This is a genomic window from Streptomyces sp. NPDC058145 (assembly GCF_042884245.1).
Lineage (GTDB): Bacteria > Actinomycetota > Actinomycetes > Streptomycetales > Streptomycetaceae > Streptomyces.
This window is the reverse complement of sequence record NZ_JBHVUH010000014.1, coordinates 232,469-253,107: the sequence shown is the minus strand read 5'-3', so window position 1 is coordinate 253,107 and position 20,639 is coordinate 232,469. Positions and strand designations below refer to the sequence as shown.

At 73.2% G+C, this 20,639-nt stretch carries 16 protein-coding genes; 13 read left to right on the top strand and 3 right to left on the bottom strand.

Annotated elements, in window-relative coordinates; genetic code table 11:
• The first annotated feature begins 80 nt into the window (after nucleotides 1–80).
• Nucleotides 81–785, top strand: a complete 705-nt coding sequence (locus ACFVVO_RS30105) for a class I SAM-dependent methyltransferase (protein WP_390059113.1) — start codon at nucleotides 81–83, stop codon at nucleotides 783–785.
• 91 nt (nucleotides 786–876) lie between these two features.
• Nucleotides 877–1,947 (top strand): S1C family serine protease, encoded by a 1,071-nt coding sequence (locus ACFVVO_RS30100; protein ID WP_390059070.1) that lies wholly within the window; start codon nucleotides 877–879, stop codon nucleotides 1,945–1,947.
• A gap of 74 nt (nucleotides 1,948–2,021) precedes the next feature.
• Here the strand turns inward: ACFVVO_RS30100 and ACFVVO_RS30095 are convergent, their stop codons facing one another.
• Nucleotides 2,022–2,234 carry a hypothetical protein gene (locus ACFVVO_RS30095; protein WP_390059068.1) on the bottom strand — a complete coding sequence of 71 codons (213 nt, stop codon included), beginning with the start codon at nucleotides 2,232–2,234 and terminating at the stop codon, nucleotides 2,022–2,024.
• 80 nt (nucleotides 2,235–2,314) lie between these two features.
• Here ACFVVO_RS30095 and ACFVVO_RS30090 point away from each other — a divergent pair, with 80 nt between their 5' ends.
• Entirely contained in the window at nucleotides 2,315–3,517 is a 1,203-nt protein-coding gene (locus ACFVVO_RS30090) for a bifunctional adenosylcobinamide kinase/adenosylcobinamide-phosphate guanylyltransferase (RefSeq protein ID WP_390059066.1), read from the top strand.
• A 175-nt stretch (nucleotides 3,518–3,692) separates the two neighbouring features.
• On the opposite strand, the gene ACFVVO_RS30085 is transcribed toward ACFVVO_RS30090, so the two are convergent.
• Nucleotides 3,693–4,697 carry a class I SAM-dependent methyltransferase gene (locus tag ACFVVO_RS30085; protein ID WP_390059064.1) on the bottom strand — a complete coding sequence of 335 codons (1,005 nt, stop codon included), beginning with the start codon at nucleotides 4,695–4,697 and terminating at the stop codon, nucleotides 3,693–3,695.
• A gap of 133 nt (nucleotides 4,698–4,830) precedes the next feature.
• Between ACFVVO_RS30085 and cobT the strand changes: the two genes are divergently transcribed.
• Genes cobT through ACFVVO_RS30070 form a run of 3 tightly spaced genes read left to right on the top strand, consistent with a single transcriptional unit; the run spans nucleotide 4,831 to nucleotide 8,723 of the window.
• On the top strand, nucleotides 4,831–5,952 hold the full coding sequence (cobT, locus tag ACFVVO_RS30080; protein WP_390059062.1) for a nicotinate-nucleotide--dimethylbenzimidazole phosphoribosyltransferase: 1,122 nt from the start codon (nucleotides 4,831–4,833) through the stop codon (nucleotides 5,950–5,952).
• Between the two features lie 55 nt (nucleotides 5,953–6,007).
• Nucleotides 6,008–7,999 (top strand): phosphatidylglycerol lysyltransferase domain-containing protein, encoded by a 1,992-nt coding sequence (locus ACFVVO_RS30075; RefSeq protein WP_390059060.1) that lies wholly within the window; start codon nucleotides 6,008–6,010, stop codon nucleotides 7,997–7,999.
• A 10-nt stretch (nucleotides 8,000–8,009) separates the two neighbouring features.
• Nucleotides 8,010–8,723, top strand: coding sequence for a hypothetical protein (locus ACFVVO_RS30070; protein WP_390059059.1), 714 nt, complete (start codon nucleotides 8,010–8,012; stop codon nucleotides 8,721–8,723).
• Between the two features lie 546 nt (nucleotides 8,724–9,269).
• Here the strand turns inward: ACFVVO_RS30070 and ACFVVO_RS30065 are convergent.
• Nucleotides 9,270–10,034: a hypothetical protein gene (locus ACFVVO_RS30065; RefSeq protein WP_390059057.1), complete on the bottom strand. Its 765-nt coding sequence runs from the start codon at nucleotides 10,032–10,034 to the stop codon at nucleotides 9,270–9,272.
• A 91-nt stretch (nucleotides 10,035–10,125) separates the two neighbouring features.
• Between ACFVVO_RS30065 and ACFVVO_RS30060 the strand changes: the two genes are divergently transcribed.
• From ACFVVO_RS30060 to aceE, 7 genes are all read left to right on the top strand, one after another.
• The gene (locus tag ACFVVO_RS30060) at nucleotides 10,126–10,911 is read left to right on the top strand and encodes an adenosylcobinamide-GDP ribazoletransferase (RefSeq protein WP_390059056.1); all 786 of its coding nucleotides are present in this window, start codon (nucleotides 10,126–10,128) and stop codon (nucleotides 10,909–10,911) included.
• 48 nt (nucleotides 10,912–10,959) lie between these two features.
• The gene (locus ACFVVO_RS30055) at nucleotides 10,960–11,616 is read left to right on the top strand and encodes an RDD family protein (RefSeq protein WP_390059054.1); all 657 of its coding nucleotides are present in this window, start codon (nucleotides 10,960–10,962) and stop codon (nucleotides 11,614–11,616) included.
• Nucleotides 11,617–11,782: 166 nt separating this feature from the next.
• A complete protein-coding gene (locus tag ACFVVO_RS30050; protein WP_390059052.1) occupies nucleotides 11,783–13,309 on the top strand; it encodes a leucyl aminopeptidase in 1,527 nt (508 codons plus the stop codon).
• Nucleotides 13,310–13,587: 278 nt separating this feature from the next.
• Nucleotides 13,588–14,976 carry a dihydrolipoyl dehydrogenase gene (lpdA, locus tag ACFVVO_RS30045; RefSeq protein ID WP_390059051.1) on the top strand — a complete coding sequence of 463 codons (1,389 nt, stop codon included), beginning with the start codon at nucleotides 13,588–13,590 and terminating at the stop codon, nucleotides 14,974–14,976.
• A gap of 62 nt (nucleotides 14,977–15,038) precedes the next feature.
• Nucleotides 15,039–16,817 (top strand): 2-oxoglutarate dehydrogenase, E2 component, dihydrolipoamide succinyltransferase, encoded by a 1,779-nt coding sequence (gene sucB / locus ACFVVO_RS30040; RefSeq protein WP_390059050.1) that lies wholly within the window; start codon nucleotides 15,039–15,041, stop codon nucleotides 16,815–16,817.
• A gap of 176 nt (nucleotides 16,818–16,993) precedes the next feature.
• Nucleotides 16,994–17,617, top strand: coding sequence for a GntR family transcriptional regulator (locus tag ACFVVO_RS30035; protein ID WP_390059048.1), 624 nt, complete (start codon nucleotides 16,994–16,996; stop codon nucleotides 17,615–17,617).
• Nucleotides 17,618–17,888: 271 nt separating this feature from the next.
• Nucleotides 17,889–20,591 carry a pyruvate dehydrogenase (acetyl-transferring), homodimeric type gene (aceE, locus tag ACFVVO_RS30030; protein ID WP_390059046.1) on the top strand — a complete coding sequence of 901 codons (2,703 nt, stop codon included), beginning with the start codon at nucleotides 17,889–17,891 and terminating at the stop codon, nucleotides 20,589–20,591.
• Nucleotides 20,592–20,639: the final 48 nt, after the last annotated feature.

Genomic DNA, 20,639 nt, shown 5'->3' with positions numbered 1-20,639 from the left:
GCGCAGAGGCTTTCACCGGGGGTGCGGCCGACGCCTGGCTGGACAGGCTGGGCGGGCTGCGTGATGTCGTACGACAGGAGCTGGTCGCCCGGCAGCTCGACGAGCAGATAGCCGGGCGGTTCCCGGTCGGGCAGCGGCTGCGAGTGCTCGACGTGGGGATGGGCCAGGGCACGCAGGCGCTGCGGCTGGCCCGGCTCGGTCACCAGGTGACCGGGGTCGAGCAGGACGCGACGATGATCGCGGCCGCGCGCCGGGCCCTGGCCGGTGAGCCCGAGGGCATCCGCGAGCGGGTCCGTCTGGTGCAGGGCGACGGCCGGGACACCGGGGTGCACTTCCTGCCCGGCAGCTTCGACGTGGTGCTGTGCCACGGCGTACTGATGTACGTGGCGGAGCCCGACCCGCTGGTGGCGGGCCTGGCCCGGATGCTCGCGCCCGGCGGACTGCTGTCCCTCCTGGTGCGCAACGGCGACGCGCTCGCCATGCGGCCGGGCCTGTCCGGCGACTGGCCGGGCACGCTGACGGCCTTCGGCACCACCACCTACCGCAACCGCCTCGGCCTCGACGTACGAGCCGACCGCCTGTCGGCCCTCACCGCCACCCTGGCCGGCATCGCCGCCCCGCTGCACGCCTGGTACGGCGTACGGGTCTTCACCGACACGGCGGCGGACGAGGCGGAGATCCCGGACGACCTGCAGACCCTGCTGGCGGCCGAGGAACGGGCCGGCCGCACGGACCCCTACCGCTCGGTCGCGGCACTGCTGCATCTGTGCGGGGTGCGCGGCTAGGGCCCGAACCGGCGATCGTCGCCGGCGATGTCCGGGTCCGTTCGGGGGTATTCGGCGGGCCCGGGGGGTTCCTCGTGGAAACACTCGGGGCATGGACGGTTCCCTTGCCCGTGCCCGTCGTAGGGACGTACGTGTTCCCGTGCTCGTCTGTGCCGTGCTTCTCGTCGCCGGCTGCACGGCGTCGGCGACGCCGGCGGAGCGGCCCGGCGCGTCCGACCGGGCGGCGCTCCCGCCGGCGCTGGACGACGTGCAGGGCCGGTACCTGAAGGTGATCAAGGAGGTCCTGCCGTCGGTCGTGCAGATCGAGGCGAGCCGTGATCTGGGCTCCGGAGTGGTGTACGACGGCCAGGGGCACATCGTCACCAACGCGCACGTGGTCGGGTCCGAGAAGACCTTCCGGGTGACCACGGCCAACGACGAGGAGCCGCTCACCGCGAGCCTGGTGTTCTCCTACCCCGAGCAGGATCTCGCGGTGATCAAGCTGGACCGGGTGCCGGCCGGGCTGCGGGCGGCGGTGTTCGGGGACTCCGAGACGGTGCGGGTCGGCCACATGGTGCTGGCCATGGGCTCGCCGCTGGGGCTGTCGTCCAGCGTGACCCAGGGCATCGTCTCGGCGACCGGACGGACCGTCAGCGAGGGCGGCTCGGACGGGGGCACGGGCGCCACCATCGCGAACATGGTGCAGACGTCGGCCGCCATCAACCCGGGCAACAGCGGTGGGGCGCTGGTGAACCTCGACGGGCAGGTCATCGGCATCCCGACGCTCGCCGCGTCCGATCCCGACCTCGGGGGCGGCGCCGCTCCCGGCATCGGTTTCGCCATCCCGGCGTCGATGGTGCGGACGGTCGCCGACCAGATCGTCAGGAACGGCAAGGTCGTCGACTCGGGGCGGGCCGCGCTCGGCGTCACCGTGCGGAGCGTCGTGGACGACGGCTACCGGCCCGCCGGGGTCGCGGTGGTGACCGTCAGCGACGGCGGTGCGGCCCAGCGGGCGGGACTGCGGCCCGGCGATGTGATCACCAGGGTGGACCGCACCCCGGTCACCTCCGCCACCGCGCTCTCCGAGGCGCTGGCGACCCGGCGGCCGGGGCAGCGGGCCCCGGTGACCTTCCAGCGCGACGGCGCGGCGAAGACGGTGGAGGTGACACTGGGTGAGCAGTGATCAGTTGAGCGACGGGCAGTCAGCAATGGCAGTGAGGAGGGTGGTGGCAGACCCCTCCTCACTCCCCGGCCGGATTACGACGCCTCGGCGTGCAGGCTCATCGGGCCGTAGATCTCGCTGGTCTCCTCGAACAGGCGCACCTGGTCCGCGCCGCCCTCCTCCAGCGCCTTCCAGTGCTCACCGATCCAGGACTCGGCGTCCCCCTGGGTGGTGAACTCCTCGGGCTGCACCGCGGGCTGGATTTCCGTCCCGTCGGCCTTCTCGAACCGCCACGTCCATGCCGTCATATGGGCCTCCTCTGATCCAACTCTGCCCCGGAAGACTAGCCGGAAGCGCAAGACCTGCTGGGACGGGTGAAAATCGGTCCGTGGAAGTCACTCTGCTCGGCACCGGTGCCCCCGCGGGACTGCCCCGCCCCGACTGTCCCTGCGCCGTCTGCGCGACCGCGCTGGGCCCTGACACGCGGGCGGCCACCGCGCTGCTCGTGGACGGGGCCCTGCTGCTCGATCTGACCCCGGGCGCGGCGTTCGCGGCCGCGCGGTCCGGGCATTCGCTGGGCGGAGTACGGCAGGTGCTGCTGTCGCATCCGCACGACGGGCCGGCGGTGGAGGTGCCGGCCGGGGTGCCGCAGCCCGGCCGGGTACCGGACGGGCGGGAGTTGGCGCTGCTGACGGGGCATCGGGTGCGGGCGGTGGCGATGGACGCGGGCGGCACCGGGTACGCGGTGACCGGGCCGGACGGGCAGCGGCTGCTGTACCTGCCGCCGGGCGGGGCGCCGGCCGGTCTGGAGGAGGCGACGGCGGAGTCGTACCAGATGGTCCTCGCCGATGTGGTGGGACGCCCGGACGCGCTGGCCCGGCTGCGGGCGGTGGGTTCCGTGGATCCGACGACCGACGTCGTCGCCGTCCATCTCGACCACGACGTGCCGCAGGGCGCGGAGCTGCGGCGGCGGCTCGCGGCGGCGGGGGCGCGGGCGGTCCCGGACGGTACGACGCTGATGGTCGGGGCGTACGAGGAGGTGCCGGACGTGCCGCGCCGGACGCTGGTGCTCGGCGGGGCGCGCTCAGGCAAGTCGGTGGAGGCCGAACGGCGTCTGGAGGCCTTCCCGGACGTGCTGTACGTGGCCACGGGCGGGACGCGCGGCGGGGACACCGAGTGGGCGGCGCGGGTGGCCGCGCACCGGGAGCGGCGGCCGGGGTCGTGGCGTACGACGGAGACGACGGACCTGCTGCCGCTGCTGGCCGAGGACGGGCCGCCGGTGCTGATCGACTGCCTGTCGCTGTGGCTGACGGACGTCATGGACTGCGTCGGGGCATGGGACGACGCGGAGTGGGCGGGGGGCGGGGAGAGGGCGCTGCGCGAGCGGGTGCGGGAGTTGACGGCGGCGGTGCGGGGCGCTCGGCGGACCGTGGTCGCGGTGTCCAACGAGGTGGGGTCGGGGATCGTGCCGGCGACTGCCTCCGGACGGCGGTACCGGGATGAACTGGGGCGGTTGAACGCGGGGTTCGCTGGTGAGTGTGAGCAGGTGCTGTTGGTCGTTGCGGGGCAGGCGGTGGTGCTCCGCGGTTGAGGTGCGGGTGGGCCGGTGCCGGGGCTTCGGGCATCCGCCGTTGGGGTCATGTCCGTTCCCGGGTGCGGGCACCCCCCGTTGGGGTCATGTCCGTTCCCGGGTGCGGGCACGCGGTGGCTGGTCTCGCGGTTCGCCGCGCCCCTTCGACCTGGCCCCCGATGCCGACGCGCCCCACTCAGGGCAGCGGCTGAGCGGCAGCGTCCGTGTTCTTGCGGGCCACGAGGCGGTAGGCGTTGGAGAAGGGGGTGTGGCGGGTCAGGGGGGCAAGGGTGTGGTCCAGGGCCCAGGCCAGGTCGGTCAGCGGGGCTGCCGCGACTCGCAGGAGGGGGCGGGTGTGGGACAGGGCCAGGGTGAGGGCCGCTGACAGGTCATAGGGGGCGTGGGGGGCGCTGCGGTCCGTGACGAGGATCGTGCAGCCCTGCCGTTCCAGCTCCGCGCGGAGGTTGGCCAGGGGCGGCAGGTGCAGGTTGCGGGGCTGGCCGTAGGACCACCACCATCTGCCGAGGAGCGCGGCGAACGCGCAGCGCGGGTCGGGGACTTCGACGACGAGGTGGCCGCCGGGGCGCAGGACGGTGAGGGCGGCGCGGATTTCGGCGCGGGGCTCCGGGGCGTGCTGCAGGTGGTGGAACATGCTGACCACGTCGTAGCGGGCGCGCAGGCGGGCCGCCGTGCCGGGGGTGCTCAGGTAGCCGCGGTACGCCTCCTCGACGCGGCCGTCCAGCAGGGCCTGTTCGACGCGGGCCGTCGGGTCCAGGCCGTCGAAGCTGGTGTACGGGAAGAACTCCTTCGCCGCCTCGGGGAAGTGGGCGTGTCCCGTGCCGACGTCCAGCCAGCTTTCCGGGTCGGGCAGCGCCGACAGCGCGTGGGCGGCGGCGCGGTGGCGGCGGCGGACCGTGCGGGCGGAGCGGAGGCGCTCGGCGAACTCCTCCAGCTCTCTCTCGTAGAAGTCCCGGTGGTAGAAGGCGAAGCCCTCCGCCGTGAGCCGGGGGTTCTGGAAGACGTGGGCGCAGTCGCCGCACTCGTCGAGGGCGTGGCTGCCCGGCCGGTGCCGCAGCGGGTCGGGGGCGCGCAGCCGGGTCCGCAGGCGCCGGGAACCGCACCAGGGGCAGTCCCCGCGGCGCGGTTCCAGGAAGGGGTCGTAGGGCTCGGTGACCTGCGTGGTGGAGAGCGAGGGCTGCATGGACGGCTCCCAGGGCGACATTCCGCGGCAAACCGGAACGTATGGGATACCGCCCCCGGGTGCAAAGACGTCGTCACCGCGTGGTGGCGATGTGGCGCCGGAGCGTTCGTCCGCTGCCGGTACTGTTCGGCGAATGAGCAGCCTTGAACTGGACGACTTCACCGATCTGATCGAGCGCCCGGACGGGGGCGTTCGCCGTGACGCCGAGGCCCGGCGCGAGCGCCAGATCGTGCCGCCCGGGTCGCTCGGGCGGCTGGACGAGCTGGGCGAGTGGCTGTCCGCCGCACAGGGTGCCGTGCCGGTGCGGCCGGTCGAACGGCCGCGCGTGGTGCTCTTCGCCGGTGATCACGGTGTCGCGGAACTCGGCGTCTCCGCACGGCCGGCGGGCGGCGCCGAGCGGCTGGTGCGGGCGGTGCTCGAGGGCGGCAGCCCGGTGGCGGTGCTCGCGCGCCGGCTGGACGTCCCGGTGCGCGTGGTGGACATGGCGCTTGACTGCCCGCCGGAGGTCTTCCCGCAGGACGTCGTGCGGCACCGGGTGCGGCGCGGCAGCGGCCGTATCGACATCGAGGACGCGCTCACCGCGGACGAGGCCGAGGCCGCGTTCCGGGCCGGCGTGGCGGTCGCCGACGAGGAGGCCGACTCGGGGACGGACCTGGTGGTGCTCGGTGATCTGAGCGTGGGCGGGACCACGGCCGCGGCGGTGCTGGTCGCGGCGCTGTGCGGTACCGACGCCTCCGTGGTGACCGGGCGGGGCGGGCTGCCCATCGACGACCTGGCGTGGATGCGCAAGTGCGCGGCGATCCGGGACGCGCTGCGGCGGGCGCGGCCGGTGCTCGGGGACCAGTTGCAGCTGCTCGCCACCGTGGGTGGTGCCGACCTGGCCGCGATGACCGGGTTCCTGCTGCAGTGCGCCGTGCGCAAGCTGCCGGTGATCCTGGACGGCGTGGTGGCCGCCGCGTGCGCACTGGTCGCCCAGCGGGTCGCGTTCCGGGCGCCGGACTGGTGGCTGGCCGGGCACGACAGCGGGGAGCCGGGGCAGGCCAAGGCGCTGGACCGGATGGCGCTGGAGCCGCTGATGGAGCAGGGCGTGAAGGTCGGCGAGGGGGTGGGGGCCCTGCTGTCCCTGCCGCTGGTCCGGGCCGCGGCCGCACTGGCCGCGGAACTGCCCGAGAAGGCGGAGCCCGAGGCGGCCGAGAAGCCGGAGCCGGAGACGGACGAGAAGGCGGAAGCGGAGGCGGAGCCGGAGACGGAGTAGCCGGTCGTGGTCGGCTGCACGGTTCGCGGCAAGGGCGCACATATGATCCCCTCTCATGGGAGATGCCCGAAATGCCGTAGAGCAGCAGGCCGAGTCGGGGCGGCGGTCCGGCGGTGCCTCCCCACGGGCCGCCGCGTTCGCCGTCTGGTACCTGCGGGCCGTCGCCTTCGTCAACTTCCTGAGCGCGGTGTGGGTTTCGCTGGGGCAGGACGTGCGCCGGCACAACCAGGAGAACTTCTTCACGCCGTATCTGCTCACCGCCGGCTTCGCCTCGGGCGTGTTCACCACGTTCCTGGCGATCACCATGCGGCGGCGCAAACGGGCCGCCTGGATCCTGAACCTGGTGCTGAGCGGGTCGTTCCTGGTCCTGTTCGCCTTCGCCATGGCGTTCCCGGAGATCCGGCAGTACGCGCAGAACTGGATCTCCCTGGCGCTCACGGCCGTCTTCACCGGGGCGCTGCTGGCCGGCCGGCGGGAGTTCTACGCCAAGGGTGACCGGTCGAACCCGCGGCTGGCCGCGACCGTGGCGGTGGGCGGCGGTCTGCTCGCCTCGCTGCTGGCCGGAGTGCTGGTCACGGTCACCAACCAGGCGCCGGACGCGGCCCGTTCGACCTTCCTGGAGCGCTGGTACTACGGCACGCTGCGGCTGATCTCGGTGGCCGCCGACGAGAGCCGCTTCCCCGGGATCGACCCGCCCAACTGGGCCAACGTGGCCGTCAACGTGCTCAGCACGGTGCTCGTCCTGGCCGTCTTCTACGCCGCCTTCCGCTCCCGGCGCGCCGTGGACCCGCTCACCGAGGACGACGAGAAGCGGCTGCGGGCGCTGCTGGAGCGGCATGGGGAGCGGGACTCGCTCGGCTACTTCGCGCTGCGCCGGGAGAAGAGCGTGGTGTGGTCGCCGACCGGGAAGGCGGCCGTGGCCTATCGCGTCGTCGGCGGGGTGAGCCTCGCCTCCGGCGATCCGCTCGGCGATCCGGAGGCGTGGCCCGGGGCCATCGCGCCGTGGCTGACCGAGGCGCGGGCGCACGGGTGGATCCCGGCCGTGATGGGGGCGAGCGAGGAGGCGGGGACGGTCTACGCCCGGCACGGCCTGGACGCGCTGGAACTCGGCGACGAGGCGATCGTGGAGGTCGCCGAGTTCACCCTCGAGGGGCGGGCGATGCGGACCGTCCGGCAGGCGTACAACCGGGTGCGGCGGGCCGGGTACCGGGTGCGGATCCGGCGGCACGAGGACATCCCGGCGGCGGAGATGGCGTACCTCGTGGAGCGTGCCGACGACTGGCGGGACGGGGCCACCGAGCGCGGCTTCAGCATGGCGCTGGGGCGGCTCGCGGACCCCGAGGACGGCCGGTGCGTGATGCTGGAGTGCACGGACGCCGAGGGCAGGCTGCGGGCACTGCTCTCCTTCGTGCCCTGGGGGCCGCACGGGCTGTCCCTCGACCTCATGCGGCGGGACCGGGACTCCGACAACGGGCTGATGGAGTTCATGGTCATCGAGCTGCTGCGGCGGTCCGGGGAGATCGGGATCACGCAGGTCTCGCTGAACTTCGCGATGTTCCGCTCGGTCTTCGAACGTGGCGCGCGCCTCGGTGCCGGTCCGGTGCTGAGGCTGTGGCGGTCGCTGCTCAGCTTCTTCTCCCGCTGGTGGCAGATCGAGTCGCTGTACCGCGCCAACGCCAAGTACCGGCCCATCTGGGAACCGCGGTTCCTGCTCTTCGAGAAGAGCGCGGACCTGCTGCGCATCGGCCTCGCGTCGGCGCGGGCGGAGGGGTTCCTGGGGGGCCTGGCGTCGGATTCCCGTCGTCCGCCCGGAGGGCGGGCCGCGCGGCGTCTGGTGCGTGCGATCGCAAGGCGCCGGAGCGCCCGCGTGGCTCCGCCACGAGGGCGGTTCGGCAACGCGGCATGGGGGTCCCCCCGCGCGAGCGAAGCCGAGCGTCGGGGAGTGCGTGCCGGACGCCGCGCGGCGGGCGGGAATCCGACGACAGGCCCCACGGCCTCTGGACTGCCGAAGTGGCTGCACCGCAGGCACTTGGAGACGCACAGATGAGGAACGCCTTATGGAGAGGCTCGCCCGCTGGGCCCGCGCCGAGTGGGGGCCGCTGTACGTCGCCGTGCGCGACCCGCTGCGCGAACGGCGGCTGCGGGCGGCGCCGATGACGGTCGGGGCGGTGTGCCTGACCGCGCTGCTGCAGTACGCGCAGAACCAGCCGTGGGGTTACCGGTTCGTGCAGGGCGTGGGCGCGGTACGGGCGGAGGACCCGCTGTGGCAGGCGCTGTTACGCACGCCGCTGTCGCTGTTCGTGCCGGCGCTGGACCTGCCCGTGTGGGGGGCGCTCGCGCAGATCCTGTTCGTGTTCGGGGTCGCCGAGTTCTGCCTGGGCCGGTGGCGCACGCTGGCCGTCGCCTACGTCGCCACGCTGGCCGGGACGCTGTACGCGCGCATCGGCATCGCCCTCGGCCCGCACGCCGCGTTCGGTCTGCCCGCCTCGGACGCCCTGGTGGTGGACACCGGCCCCTCGGCGGCCGTGGTCGGCCTCGCCGTGTACGTGGCCTGGCGCTACGGCGCCCATGTCACGGTGGGCGCGGTGACCACGGCGATGGTGGTCGAGGTGCTGCTGAAGGAGAACCTGGCCGGCAAGGAGCACCTGGCCGCCCTGATGGGCGTCGGCACCCTCTGCCTGGCCGCGGCCCTGCACCACCGCCACACCTACCGCACCCTCACCGCCGCACCTCCCGAGCCCAGCGCCACCCCACCCCCTCTCCGTCCCTGAACACCGCACCGGGCCCCGAGGTTGCGGGGCACGCTCAGGTGGCCCGGCGCGGCCGAAACCGGGCGGGCTCTTCGATCCAGTCCTGAACGGCACACCGATCCCCGACCGGCGGCGAACGCACCATGCCACCAAGACACCGTCACGTCCCGCGCGAAGCGCCCAGCGACGGCCCGGCAGGCGGACCGAGCCCGGTCCGTCCCGGCCCCTGAACGCCGTACCCGGCCCCAGCCCGACGACGAACGCGTCGACGGCCACCGGCCGCCACCCCGCTCCGCTCCGCACGGAGTACCCGGCGGCGGCCAGGCAGGCGAACCGGGCCGGGCCGGGCGCGAGGCTCAGGGCGGCGAACGGCGCCGCCGCGCCCCCGAACGCCCGCCCCCGAACGCCCGGAGCGGCACGCCCGGCGCGGCTCGGGCGGCGGCTCGGAAGGCGGGCCGAGCGGAGGGGCCGGGCCGCCCCACCAGGCCCTCGACGCCGCACCGGTCCCCGGCCCGATGGCGAGCACCAAGACGGGCACCGAGCCGCGTCCCGCCCGGCGCGGAGCGCTCAGTGGGGCCCCGGCAGGCGGCTCGGGCGGGGGTCGGGCTTTCCGCCGATCCAGTCCTGGACGGCGCGGCGGGGGCCGGACCAGCGGCGGTCGTGGCGGTAGGCGCGCAGGGCGGCCTTGGCGCGGGCGCGGGGACGGCGGCCGTAGAAGCGCCGGGCCCACAGGGAGCCTGGGCGGGCCAGGCGGATCGCGCCGACGAGCGCGACCAGCGGCACGACCGCGCCGAAGACCGCGATGCGGGCCTTGCCCTTGCTCAGGGCGATCAGCGCGAAGAGGAAGTTCATGGCGATGGTGCCGATGACGCTGCCCCGGTCCTGCAGCTCCTGTTCGGACAGGTCGTTGACGCCGAACGGCACGAAGCCGGCCAGCAGCAGGCCCACCAGGGCGGCGGTGAGGACGACCGCCTCGACGCTCTTGCGGCCCTCCGCGGTCCAGTAGACGTCGTCGAGGTGCAGGATCAGCGCGAACTCGTCGAGGACCAGCCCCGCGCCCATCCCGAAGACCACGGCCGCGACACCCCCGCCGGCGCCGTGCCGGTCGCTGGCGACCGCGCCGAACCCGCCGACGACGGTGAGCACCACCCCCGGGACCACGTGGTGGATGTGCAGCCCGCCCGCCTTGACGTTCCCGAACGGGCCCTTGCCGGCCCGGATCAGCCGGGTGATGACCCGGGTGACGACGAAGGTCAGCATGAAGGCGGCGAGGGCGAGCAGCAGCGGGAGCTTGCCCGGCTCAAGGATGTTCCGCTCCCACCAGTGCCCCATGTGCGCACATTACCCGGAATTGCCCCAACCCTCAGTGCCGTTCATCCGATCACCCGCCGGGAGCCGGGCCGGCGCCCGGTACCCTGCGCCGGTGTCCAGGACCCCCTCTCTCCACGGCCTCCGCTTCGCCTTCGGCACGCTCACCGTGCTGCCCGTCCGGGTGCACCGCTGGGACCGGGATGCCGCCCGCGGGGGCATGCTGAACGCCCCCGTGGCCGGACTGGCCGTCGGCGTCGGCGCGGCCGGGCTCGGACTGGTGCTGCTCCTGCTGGGCGCCGGCCCGCTGCTCGCCGCCGTGGCCTCGGTGGCCGTACCGGCCGCGCTGACCCGTGGACTGCACCTCGACGGGCTCGCCGACACCGCCGACGGACTGGGCAGCGGCAAGCCGGCCGAGGACGCGCTGCGGATCATGAAGCGGTCGGACATCGGGCCGTTCGGCGTCATCACCCTCCTGCTCGTCCTGCTGGCCCAGGTCGCCGCGCTGGCGCAGCTCTACGGCGACTCCTGGACCCGGGGCGCCACCGCCGCGCTGACCTCGGCGGTCACGGCCAGGCTGGCGCTCACCCTGGCCGCGCGCACCGGGGTGCCGGCCGCCCGGCCCGAGGGGCTGGGCGCGGCGGTCGCCGGGGTGGTGCCGGTGCCGGGCGCGCTGGCCGTCGCGGCCGCCGTCACGCTCGTCTCGGCCGCCTGGGGCGCGGCTCTCGGCCCGTACGGAGTCCTGCGCGCCGCGGCGGCCGTACCGCTCTCCCTGGCGGCCGCCGAACTTCTGCTGCGCCACTGCACCCGACGCTTCGGCGGGGTCACCGGCGACGTGTTCGGGGCCCTCGCGGAGACGGCCGCGACGAGCGCCCTCGTGGTGCTGTCCTTCGGTCGCTAGTCTCTTCGCCCGTACACGGACGGACAGGATCGATCGGGGGGATCATCCGTGCTCACCATTCGCCGTGCCCTGGCCTGGTTCGTCGACTTCGCGCTGGTGCTGACGGCGGCCTGGCTGCTGGCCGCGCTCACCTTCCACCGGATCACCGCGCTCGTCACCGACGTGCCGGAGCTGGCCACCCGCGGCGGTTTCGACCTGCTGACCTCGCGCGGTGACGTCCTCGACGCCTCCGAGACGGTCGGCCTCTCGCTGTGGAACGAGGCGGTGCTGGACGTCGAGGAGGCCTTCGGGGCGCTCGTGCTCGCCGCCTTCCTCTACCAGTGGGCCTGCCTCGCGCTGCTCGGCCGCACCCTCGGCAAGGGCCTGCTCGGCCTGCGGGTCACCCCGCGCCTGTCCCGCCGGGCGCTGCGCCGGGCCGCCGTCACCACCGCCGCCGACGTCGCCGTGTACGCCCTGGCCTGCGTGCTGCTGATCGAGGGTCAGTTCCCGCTGTCCGTGCTGGTGTGGGCGGCAGCCGTGGCGCTCTTCCTGGTGAACGCGCTGCCGGTGCTCTCCCCCGGCCGCCGCTCCCTCGCCGACCGTCTGGCCGGCACCTCGGTCGCCGCGGTGGCCCTCCGCGCCGGGGATATCGGGGATAGGGATTACCCGAAGGCATGGCCTAGGGATTACCCGAAGGCATGGCCCGGGGACCACCCACAGGGCTGAGGGAACGGGCGTACGCGCGTAGTCTCGTTCCGGGTGTTCGCCGACAGGGTGAAGGCCCCGGTTGCCACCTGACTCCAGGTCTGGGCCTAGGGTCGGCTGTCGGGCCCGGTCGACCCACCCCTTTTCGGCCACAGCAACTTCACATCGGAAGCGAGATCTCACCACCGTGACTGCTCTGACTCTCAGCACCGCCGCGGCGCCCGGCCTGCGGGCCGACGCGATCGTGATCGGTGTCGCCAAGGGCGCCAAGGGCCCCGTCGTCGCGCCGGGCGCCGAGGCCGTGGACAAGGCTTACGACGGCAAGCTGGCCGGCGTCCTGGAGACCCTCGGTGCCTCTGGTGCCGAGGGCGAGCTGACGAAGCTGCCCGCCCCGGCCGGCTTCAAGGCGCCGCTCGTGGTGGCGGTGGGCCTGGGCGCGGAGCCCGAGAAGGACGCCGGGTACGACGCCGAGGCCCTGCGCAAGGCCGCCGGCGTCGCCGCCCGGGCCCTCACCGGGGCCCGCAAGGCCGCGTTCGCGCTGCCCGTCGACGACTCCGGTGCCATCGGCGCGATCGGCGAGGGCGTGCTGCTCGGCGCGTACGCCTTCGACACGTACAAGGAGAGCGCCAAGGACGCGCGGGCCAAGAACGGCAAGGCCCCACTGGCCGAGGCCGTGGTGCTCGGCGGCAAGCCGCGCGACGCCGCCCACAAGGGTGCCGTGGCGCGTGCCGTGGCGGTCTCCGAGGAACTGAACCGCGCCCGCGACCTGATCAACATGCCGCCGAACGACCTCACCCCGCAGGCGTTCGCCGGTGTCGCGCAGGGCGCGGCCAAGGAGCACGGCCTCAAGATCCAGGTGCTCGACGAGAAGGCCCTCGTCAAGGGCGGCTACGGCGGCATCCTGGGCGTCGGCGGCGGCTCGGCGGCGACCCCGCGGCTGGTCAAGCTGTCCTACTCGCACCCGAAGGCGGACAAGCACCTCGCCCTCGTCGGCAAGGGCATCACCTACGACTCGGGCGGCATCTCGCTGAAGCCGGCCGGCCACAACGAGACGATGAAGTGCGACATGAGCGGTGCCGCCGCCGTGTTCGCCGCGGTCGTCGCCGCCGCCCGGCTGGGCCTGCGGGTCAACGTCACCGGCTGGCTGGCGCTGGCCGAGAACATGCCCTCGGGTTCCGCCGTCCGCCCCGGCGACGTGCTGCACATGTACAGCGGCAAGACGGTCGAGGTGCTCAACACCGACGCCGAGGGCCGGCTGGTGCTCGCCGACGCGCTGTGGGCGGCCTCGCAGGAGGCGCCGGACGCGATCGTGGACGTCGCCACGCTGACCGGCGCGATGGTGCTGGCGCTGGGCAGCCGGACGTTCGGCATCATGGCCAACGACGAGGCGTTCCGCTCCGCGCTGCACGAGGCGGCCGAGGAGGTCGGCGAACCCGCGTGGCAGATGCCGCTGCCCGAGCACCTGCGCAAGGGCATGGACTCGTCCGTCGCCGACATCGCCAACATGGGTGAGCGTATGGGCGGCGGACTGGTCGCCGGGCTCTTCCTGCGCGAGTTCGTGGGCGAGGGGATCACCTGGGCACACCTCGACATCGCGGGTCCCGCGTTCAACGAGGGCGGCCCGTTCGGCTACACCCCGAAGGGCGGCACCGGTTCCGCCGTCCGCACGCTGGTGCGGCTCGCCGAGCTGACCGCGGCGGGTGACCTGGGCTGATGAGCGCCCAGTAGACCAGGCCGCCCCCTCGCGGGGCGGCCGCGGGAGCGTGGGGACCGTTCGCGCGGTCCCCGCGCCCGAACCCCTGCGCGCCTCCGTTTGCAGGGGTACGTGGGGTGTCTCACACTCAGGCCCCGCGTCTCGTCCGCCTCGAACAAGTGCAAAGATGGAGCCCGGCAGGACAGGGCCCCCAGGGCCGAAGCATCAAGCGGCCGGACACCAGCCGCCCGCCGGTCATCGGAGATCGGCGCAAGGCGCACATGCATGGAGGACGTGACGTGGCGAACGACGCCAGCACCGTTTTCGACCTAGTGATCCTCGGCGGTGGTAGCGGTGGTTACGCCGCGGCCCTGCGCGGGGCGCAGCTGGGCCTGGACGTCGCCCTGATCGAGAAGGACAAGGTCGGCGGCACCTGCCTGCACCGGGGTTGCATCCCCACCAAGGCTCTGCTGCACGCGGGCGAGGTCGCCGACCAGGCCCGCGAGAGCGCGCAGTTCGGCGTCAAGGCCACCTTCGAGGGCATCGACATCGCCGGGGTCCACAAGTACAAGGACGGCGTCATCTCCGGCCTGTACAAGGGCCTGCAGGGTCTCGTCGCCTCCCGCAAGGTGACGTACATCGAGGGTGAGGGCCGGCTGTCCTCCCCCACCTCCGTCGACGTGAACGGTCAGCGGATCCAGGGCCGCCACGTCCTGCTGGCGACCGGCTCCGTGCCGAAGTCGCTGCCGGGCCTGGAGATCGACGGCGACCGGATCATCTCCTCCGACCACGCCCTCGTCCTGGACCGCGTGCCGAAGTCCGCGATCATCCTGGGCGGCGGTGTCATCGGCGTCGAGTTCGCCTCGGCGTGGAAGTCCTTCGGCGCCGACGTCACGGTCGTCGAGGGCCTGAAGCATCTCGTCCCGGTCGAGGACGAGAACAGCTCGAAGCTGCTCGAGCGCGCCTTCCGCAAGCGCGGCATCAAGTTCAACCTGGGCACCTTCTTCCAGAAGGCCGAGTACACCCAGGACGGCGTGAAGGTCGTACTCGCCGACGGCAAGGAGTTCGAGGCCGAGGTCCTGCTCGTCGCCGTCGGCCGCGGCCCGGTCTCCCAGGGCCTGGGCTACGAGGAGCAGGGCGTCGCCATGGACCGCGGCTACGTCCTGGTCGACGAGTACATGCGCACCAACGTTCCGACCATCTCCGCCGTCGGTGACCTGGTCCCGACGCTCCAGCTCGCGCACGTCGGCTTCGCCGAGGGCATCCTGGTGGCGGAGCGTCTGGCCGGTCTGAAGACCGTCCCGATCGACTACGACGGTGTCCCGCGGGTGACGTACTGCCACCCGGAGGTCGCCTCCGTCGGTATCACCGAGGCCAAGGCCAAGGAGATCTACGGCGCGGACAAGGTCGTCGCTCTGAAGTACAACCTGGCGGGCAACGGAAAGAGCAAGATCCTCAACACCGCGGGCGAGATCAAGCTCGTCCAGGTGAAGGACGGTGCCGTGGTCGGCGTCCACATGGTCGGCGACCGCATGGGTGAGCAGGTCGGCGAGGCCCAGCTGATCTACAACTGGGAGGCGCTGCCGGCCGAGGTCGCCCAGCTCATCCACGCCCACCCGACGCAGAACGAGGCCCTCGGCGAGGCGCACCTGGCGCTGGCCGGCAAGCCGCTGCACTCCCACGACTGAGCCTTCGGTCAACGGGCGCGACGACACAGACTTTCCGCAATTCGTAAGGAGCAACCGAAACCATGGCGGTTTCCGTAACCCTTCCGGCGCTCGGTGAGAGCGTCACCGAGGGCACTGTCACCCGCTGGCTGAAGGCGGAGGGCGAGCGCGTCGAGGCCGACGAGCCGCTGCTCGAGGTCTCGACCGACAAGGTCGACACCGAGATCCCCTCGCCCGCCGCCGGCGTGCTGGCCTCCATCAAGGTCGCCGAGGACGAGACCGTAGAGGTCGGCGCCGAGCTGGCCCTCATCGACGACGGCTCCGGCGCCCCCGCGGCAGCTCCGGCCCCGGCCGCCGCCGAGGCCCCCGCCCCCGAGACCCCCGCCGCTCCGGCGGCCGAGGCCCCGGCCCCCGCCCCGGCCCCCGAGGCCCCGGCCGCCACCGCCGCTCCGGCCGGTGGCGCCGAGGGCACCGACGTGGTCCTGCCCGCGCTCGGTGAGTCCGTCACCGAGGGCACCGTCACCCGCTGGCTGAAGTCGGTCGGCGACTCCGTCGAGGCCGACGAGCCGCTGCTCGAGGTCTCCACGGACAAGGTCGACACCGAGATCCCGGCGCCCACCTCCGGCGTGCTGCTCGAGATCGTGGTGAACGAGGACGAGACCGCCGAGGTCGGCGCCAAGCTCGCCGTCATCGGCGCCCCGGGTGCCGCCCCGGCCGCCGCTCCGGCTCCGGCCGCCCCGGCGCCCGCCGCCGCCCCGGCTCCGGCCGCTCCCGCCGCCCCGGCTCCGGCCCCCGCCGCCCCGGCGGCCCCGGCCGCTGCCGCTCCGGCTCCGGCCCAGCCCGCGGCTCCGGCCCCCGCGCCGGCCGCCCCGGCTCCGGCTCCGGTCACCCCGGCGGCCGCGCCGACCGCGCCGACCGCCACCCAGGCGACCGACGAGGGTGCGTACGTGACCCCGCTGGTGCGCAAGCTCGCCGCCGAGAACGGCGTCGACCTGGCCGAGGTCAAGGGCACCGGCGTCGGCGGCCGTATCCGCAAGCAGGACGTCCTCGCCGCCGCCGAGGCCGCGAAGGCCGCCTCCGCGTCGGCCCCCGCCGCCGCCCCGGCCGCCGCGCAGAAGGCCCCGACGCTCGAGGTCTCCCCGCTGCGCGGCCAGACCGTCAAGATGCCCCGCATCCGCAAGGTCATCGGCGACAACATGGTCAAGGCCCTGCACGAGCAGGCCCAGCTGTCGTCGGTCGTCGAGGTCGACGTCACCCGTCTGATGAAGCTGCGCGGCAAGGCGAAGGACTCCTTCGCCGCCCGTGAGGGCGTCAAGCTCTCCCCGATGCCGTTCTTCGTCAAGGCCGCCGCCCAGGCGCTCAAGGCCCACCCGGTCATCAACGCCCGGATCAACGAGGCCGAGGGCACGATCACCTACTTCGACGCCGAGAACATCGGTATCGCGGTGGACTCCGAGAAGGGCCTGATGACCCCGGTCATCAAGGGCGCCGGCGACCTGAACATCGCGGGTATCGCCAAGGCCACGGCCGACCTGGCGGGCAAGGTCCGCGCCAACAAGATCACCCCGGACGAGCTGTCCGGTGCGACCTTCACCATCAGCAACACCGGCTCGCGCGGCGCGCTCTTCGACACGATCATCGTGCCGCCGAACCAGGTCGCGATCCTCGGCATCGGTGCCACGGTCAAGCGTCCGGCCGTCATCGAGACCGAGGAGGGCACGGTCATCGGCGTCCGCGACATGACCTACCTGACCCTCTCCTACGACCACCGTCTGGTGGACGGCGCCGACGCCGCCCGCTACCTGACGGCGGTCAAGGCGATCCTGGAGGCGGGCGAGTTCGAGGTCGAGCTCGGCCTCTGACGTCCCTGATCAGGCAGTGCGGCACCCCGTCCGGAGCGTTCCGGGCGGGGTGTTCGCGTTTGTCGGGGTGCGCGCCGTGTAAGCCTCGTCTCACCTGCGTCAAAGCACCCCGCGCGCCCTCTCCGCGGCGCGAACCCGCCGTATTGTCTAAACGTCAGCCCCTGGGAGGAGCCCCCATGACCGCGCCCGTCGTCCACTCGCTGCGCGAACAGATCCGCGAGCACATCGTGGAGGGAATCGTCAGCGGGCGCTGGCAGCCGGGCGAGCGCATCGTGGAGCGGCGGATCGCCACCGAGCTGGAGGTCAGTCAGACGCCGGTGCGGGAGGCCCTGCGCGAGCTGGAGTCGCTTCGCCTGATCGAGTCGGCCCCCAACAAGGGCGTGCGCGTCCGCAGCCTCACCGCCGCCGACCTGGAGGAGAGCTACCCCGTCCGGGCCGGCCTGGAGGCCATCGCGGCGGAACTGGCGGCCGACCGCCTCGCCGGGGACTGCTCGGCCCTGGAGCCGCACGTCCTGGCCCTGTACGAGGCCGACCGCGAGGCCGACGGCACGGCCCAGGTGCGCCACACGGTCGGCTTCCACCGGGAGCTGGTCCGCGCGGCGGGCAACTCGGTGCTGCTGCACACCTGGGAGGGCCTGGGCATCGAGGTGTTCACGGCGCTGTCCATCCGCTGGCTGGGCACGGTCCAGCAGAGCTACGCGGAGGAGCACGAGGAGCTGGTGCAGGCGTTCAAGCGCCGTGATCCCCGGATCGCCGAGCTGGTGAAGGCCCACGTCCTGGGCTGCGCTCCGCGTCCCTGACGCAGTCGAGCGCACCCCCGCTCAAACGCCTTCCCACCTGCGAAAACCCGCGCCGGCCACGACACTCGGTGCCCCCGCCCGAGGCACCGCGTGCCGACTTTCTCGATATCGAGAAGTTTTCCCCTTCACCCCTTTGATCGATCATCGATCACGGAGTTAGAGTCTCGGGCGGACCTCCACCGAGGGCCACTGCCCTGTCCTGCCAAAGACCAAGGGCAACCCCGAACCCTTAACGATGAGGGAACCCCCTTCGACTGAGGAAGGCGGCGACATGACCGACCCCAACGCCATCCAGCCGAGCGCGCTCGACCAGCTCCCGGACCGCGACCCGGAGGAGACCGCCGAATGGCAGGCCTCCCTGGACGCCGTGGCCAGGGAGGCCGGGCCGCACCGCGCCGCCTACCTGATGCGGCGCACGCTGGAGCGTGCCGAGGCGGGCGGCGTCGCGCTGCCGAAGCTCCTCGAGACGGACTACGTCAACACCATCCCCACCTCCGCGGAACCGGGCCTGCCCGGTGACCCGGAGATGGAGGCCCGGATCACCGCCTGGAACCGCTGGAACGCGGCCGCCATGGTGACCCGCGGCGCGAAGCACGGCGTCGGCGGCCACATCGCCACCTTCGCCTCCGCGGCCTGGCTCTACGAGACCGGCTTCAACCACTTCTTCCGGGGCAAGGAGCAGGACGGCTCCGGCGACCAGCTCTACATCCAGGGCCACGCCTCCCCCGGCATCTACGCCCGCGCCTTCCTCGACGGCCGGCTGAACGAGGCGCACCTCGACAACTTCCGCCAGGAGGCCGGCGGCAACGGCCTGCCCTCGTACCCGCACCCGCGCCGGCTGCCCTGGCTGTGGGAGTTCCCGACGGTGTCGATGGGCCTCGGCCCGCTCTCCGCGATCTACCAGGCGCGCTTCAACCGGTACCTCACGAACCGCGGCATCAAGGACGTCTCCGCCTCCCACGTCTGGGCCTTCCTGGGCGACGGCGAGATGGACGAGCCCGAGTCGACGGCCGCGCTCGCGCTGGCCGCCCGTGAGGAACTGGACAACCTCACCTTCGTCATCAACTGCAACCTGCAGCGTCTCGACGGCCCCGTCCGCGCCAACTTCAAGATCGTGCAGGAGCTGGAGGCCCAGTTCCGCGGCGCCGGCTGGAACGTCGTCAAGTCGCTGTGGGGCTCGGCCTGGGACGAGCTGTTCGCCCTCGACACCACGGGCGCGCTGGTACGCCGGCTGCGCCAGGTGCCGGACGCGCAGGTCCAGACGTACCAGACCCGCGACGCCGCCTACATCCGCCAGGACTTCTTCGGTGCCGACCCGGCGCTGGTGGAGATGGCGAAGCTGCTGAGCGACGACAAGATCCTCGAGTGCTTCCACCTCTCCCGCGGCGGTCACGAGGCCGGCAAGGTCTACGCCGCGTACAAGGCGGCCGTCGAGCACAAGGGCGCGCCGACGGTGATCCTGGCCCAGACGGTCAAGGGCCACACCCTCGGCAGCGGCTTCGCGTCGAAGAACGCCAACCACCAGATGAAGAAGCTCTCGGTGGACGAGTTCAAGGCGATGCGCGACCTGCTCGGCCTGCCGATCAAGGACAGCGACTTCACCGACGGCGTCGTCCCCTACGGCCACCCGGGCGCCGATTCCCCCGAGGTCCGCTACCTCCAGGAGCGCCGCGCGGCCCTCGGCGGTCCGGCCCCGGCCCGCCGGGTCCACCCGCTGGCCCCGCTGCCCGCCCCCGCCGACAAGGCCTTCGCCGCCTTCGACAAGGGCTCCGGCTCCCAGAACGTCGCCACCACCATGGCGTTCGTCCGCCTGGTCAAGGACCTGGTCCGCGACAAGGAGACCGGTAAGCGCTGGGTGCCGATCGTCCCGGACGAGGCGCGCACCTTCGGCATGGAGAGCCTCTTCCCCTCCCTCGGCATCTACTCGCCGAAGGGCCAGACGTACGAGCCGGTCGACCGCGACCAGCTGATGTACTACAAGGAGGCCAAGAACGGCCAGATCCTCAACGAGGGGATCACCGAGGCCGGTTCGATGGCCGACTTCATCGCCGCGTCCAGCGCGTACGCGACGCACGGCGAGGCGATGATCCCGTTCTACATCTTCTACTCGATGTTCGGCTGGCAGCGCACCGCCGACCAGATGTGGCAGCTCGGCGACCAGCTCGGCCGCGGCTTCCTGGTCGGTGCCACGGCGGGCCGTACGACGCTGACCGGCGAGGGCCTGCAGCACGCCGACGGCCACTCCCCGGTGATCGCGGCCACCAACCCGGCCGCGCTCAGCTACGACCCGGCCTTCGCCTACGAGGTCGCGGTGGTCGTCCGCGAGGGTCTGCGCCGGATGTACGGCGAGGCCAAGCCGGGCGAGGACCAGAACGTCTTCTACTACCTCACCGTCTACAACGAGCCGCTGCCGCAGCCGGCCAAGCCGGCCGCCCCCGGCGTCGACGAGGGCATCGTCAAGGGCCTGTACCGCTTCAACACGGCGGAGTCCGCGGGCGTGACCGCCCCGGCCGACGCCCCGCGCATCCAGCTGCTCGGCTCGGGCACGGCGATCCACTGGGCCCTGGAGGCGCAGAAGCTGCTCGCCGAGGAGTGGGGCGTGGCCGCCGACGTGTGGTCCGCCACCTCCTGGGGCGAGCTGCGCCGCGACGCGCTCGACGCCGACGCGGCCCTGCTGCGCGGCGAGGAGCGGGTGCCGTACGTACGGCAGGCGCTGCAGGGTGCCGAGGGTCCGGTGCTGGCCGTCTCCGACTACATGCGCCAGGTCCCGGACCAGATCGCGCAGTGGGTGGAGCAGGACTGGTCCTCGCTGGGCGCGGACGGCTTCGGCCTCTCCGACACCCGCGAGGCGGCCCGCCGCCACTTCGGCGTCGACGCCCAGTCGATCGTCGTCGCCGCGCTCGCCCAGCTCGCCAAGCACGGCGAGGTCAAGGCGACGGCGGTGAAGGAGGCCCGGGAGAAGTACGGGCTGTAAGCACCAGCTTCTCGCGGAAGGGGTACGGCGGTCGCCGTACCCCTTCCG

Excerpts from the sequence above, each read along its gene's own strand:
- ACFVVO_RS30035 (WP_390059048.1), top strand. The coding sequence starts at position 16,994 with ATGACCGCGCCCGTCGTCCACTCGCTGCGCGAACAGATCCGCGAGCAC.
- ACFVVO_RS30070 (WP_390059059.1), top strand. The coding sequence starts at position 8,010 with ATGGAGAGGCTCGCCCGCTGGGCCCGCGCCGAGTGGGGGCCGCTGTAC.
- ACFVVO_RS30075 (WP_390059060.1), top strand. The coding sequence starts at position 6,008 with ATGGGAGATGCCCGAAATGCCGTAGAGCAGCAGGCCGAGTCGGGGCGG.
- aceE (WP_390059046.1), top strand. The coding sequence starts at position 17,889 with ATGACCGACCCCAACGCCATCCAGCCGAGCGCGCTCGACCAGCTCCCG.
- ACFVVO_RS30095 (WP_390059068.1), bottom strand. The coding sequence starts at position 2,234 with ATGACGGCATGGACGTGGCGGTTCGAGAAGGCCGACGGGACGGAAATC.
- cobT (WP_390059062.1), top strand. The coding sequence starts at position 4,831 with ATGAGCAGCCTTGAACTGGACGACTTCACCGATCTGATCGAGCGCCCG.
- ACFVVO_RS30065 (WP_390059057.1), bottom strand. The coding sequence starts at position 10,034 with ATGGGGCACTGGTGGGAGCGGAACATCCTTGAGCCGGGCAAGCTCCCG.
- sucB (WP_390059050.1), top strand. The coding sequence starts at position 15,039 with ATGGCGGTTTCCGTAACCCTTCCGGCGCTCGGTGAGAGCGTCACCGAG.
- ACFVVO_RS30085 (WP_390059064.1), bottom strand. The coding sequence starts at position 4,697 with ATGCAGCCCTCGCTCTCCACCACGCAGGTCACCGAGCCCTACGACCCC.
- ACFVVO_RS30100 (WP_390059070.1), top strand. The coding sequence starts at position 877 with ATGGACGGTTCCCTTGCCCGTGCCCGTCGTAGGGACGTACGTGTTCCC.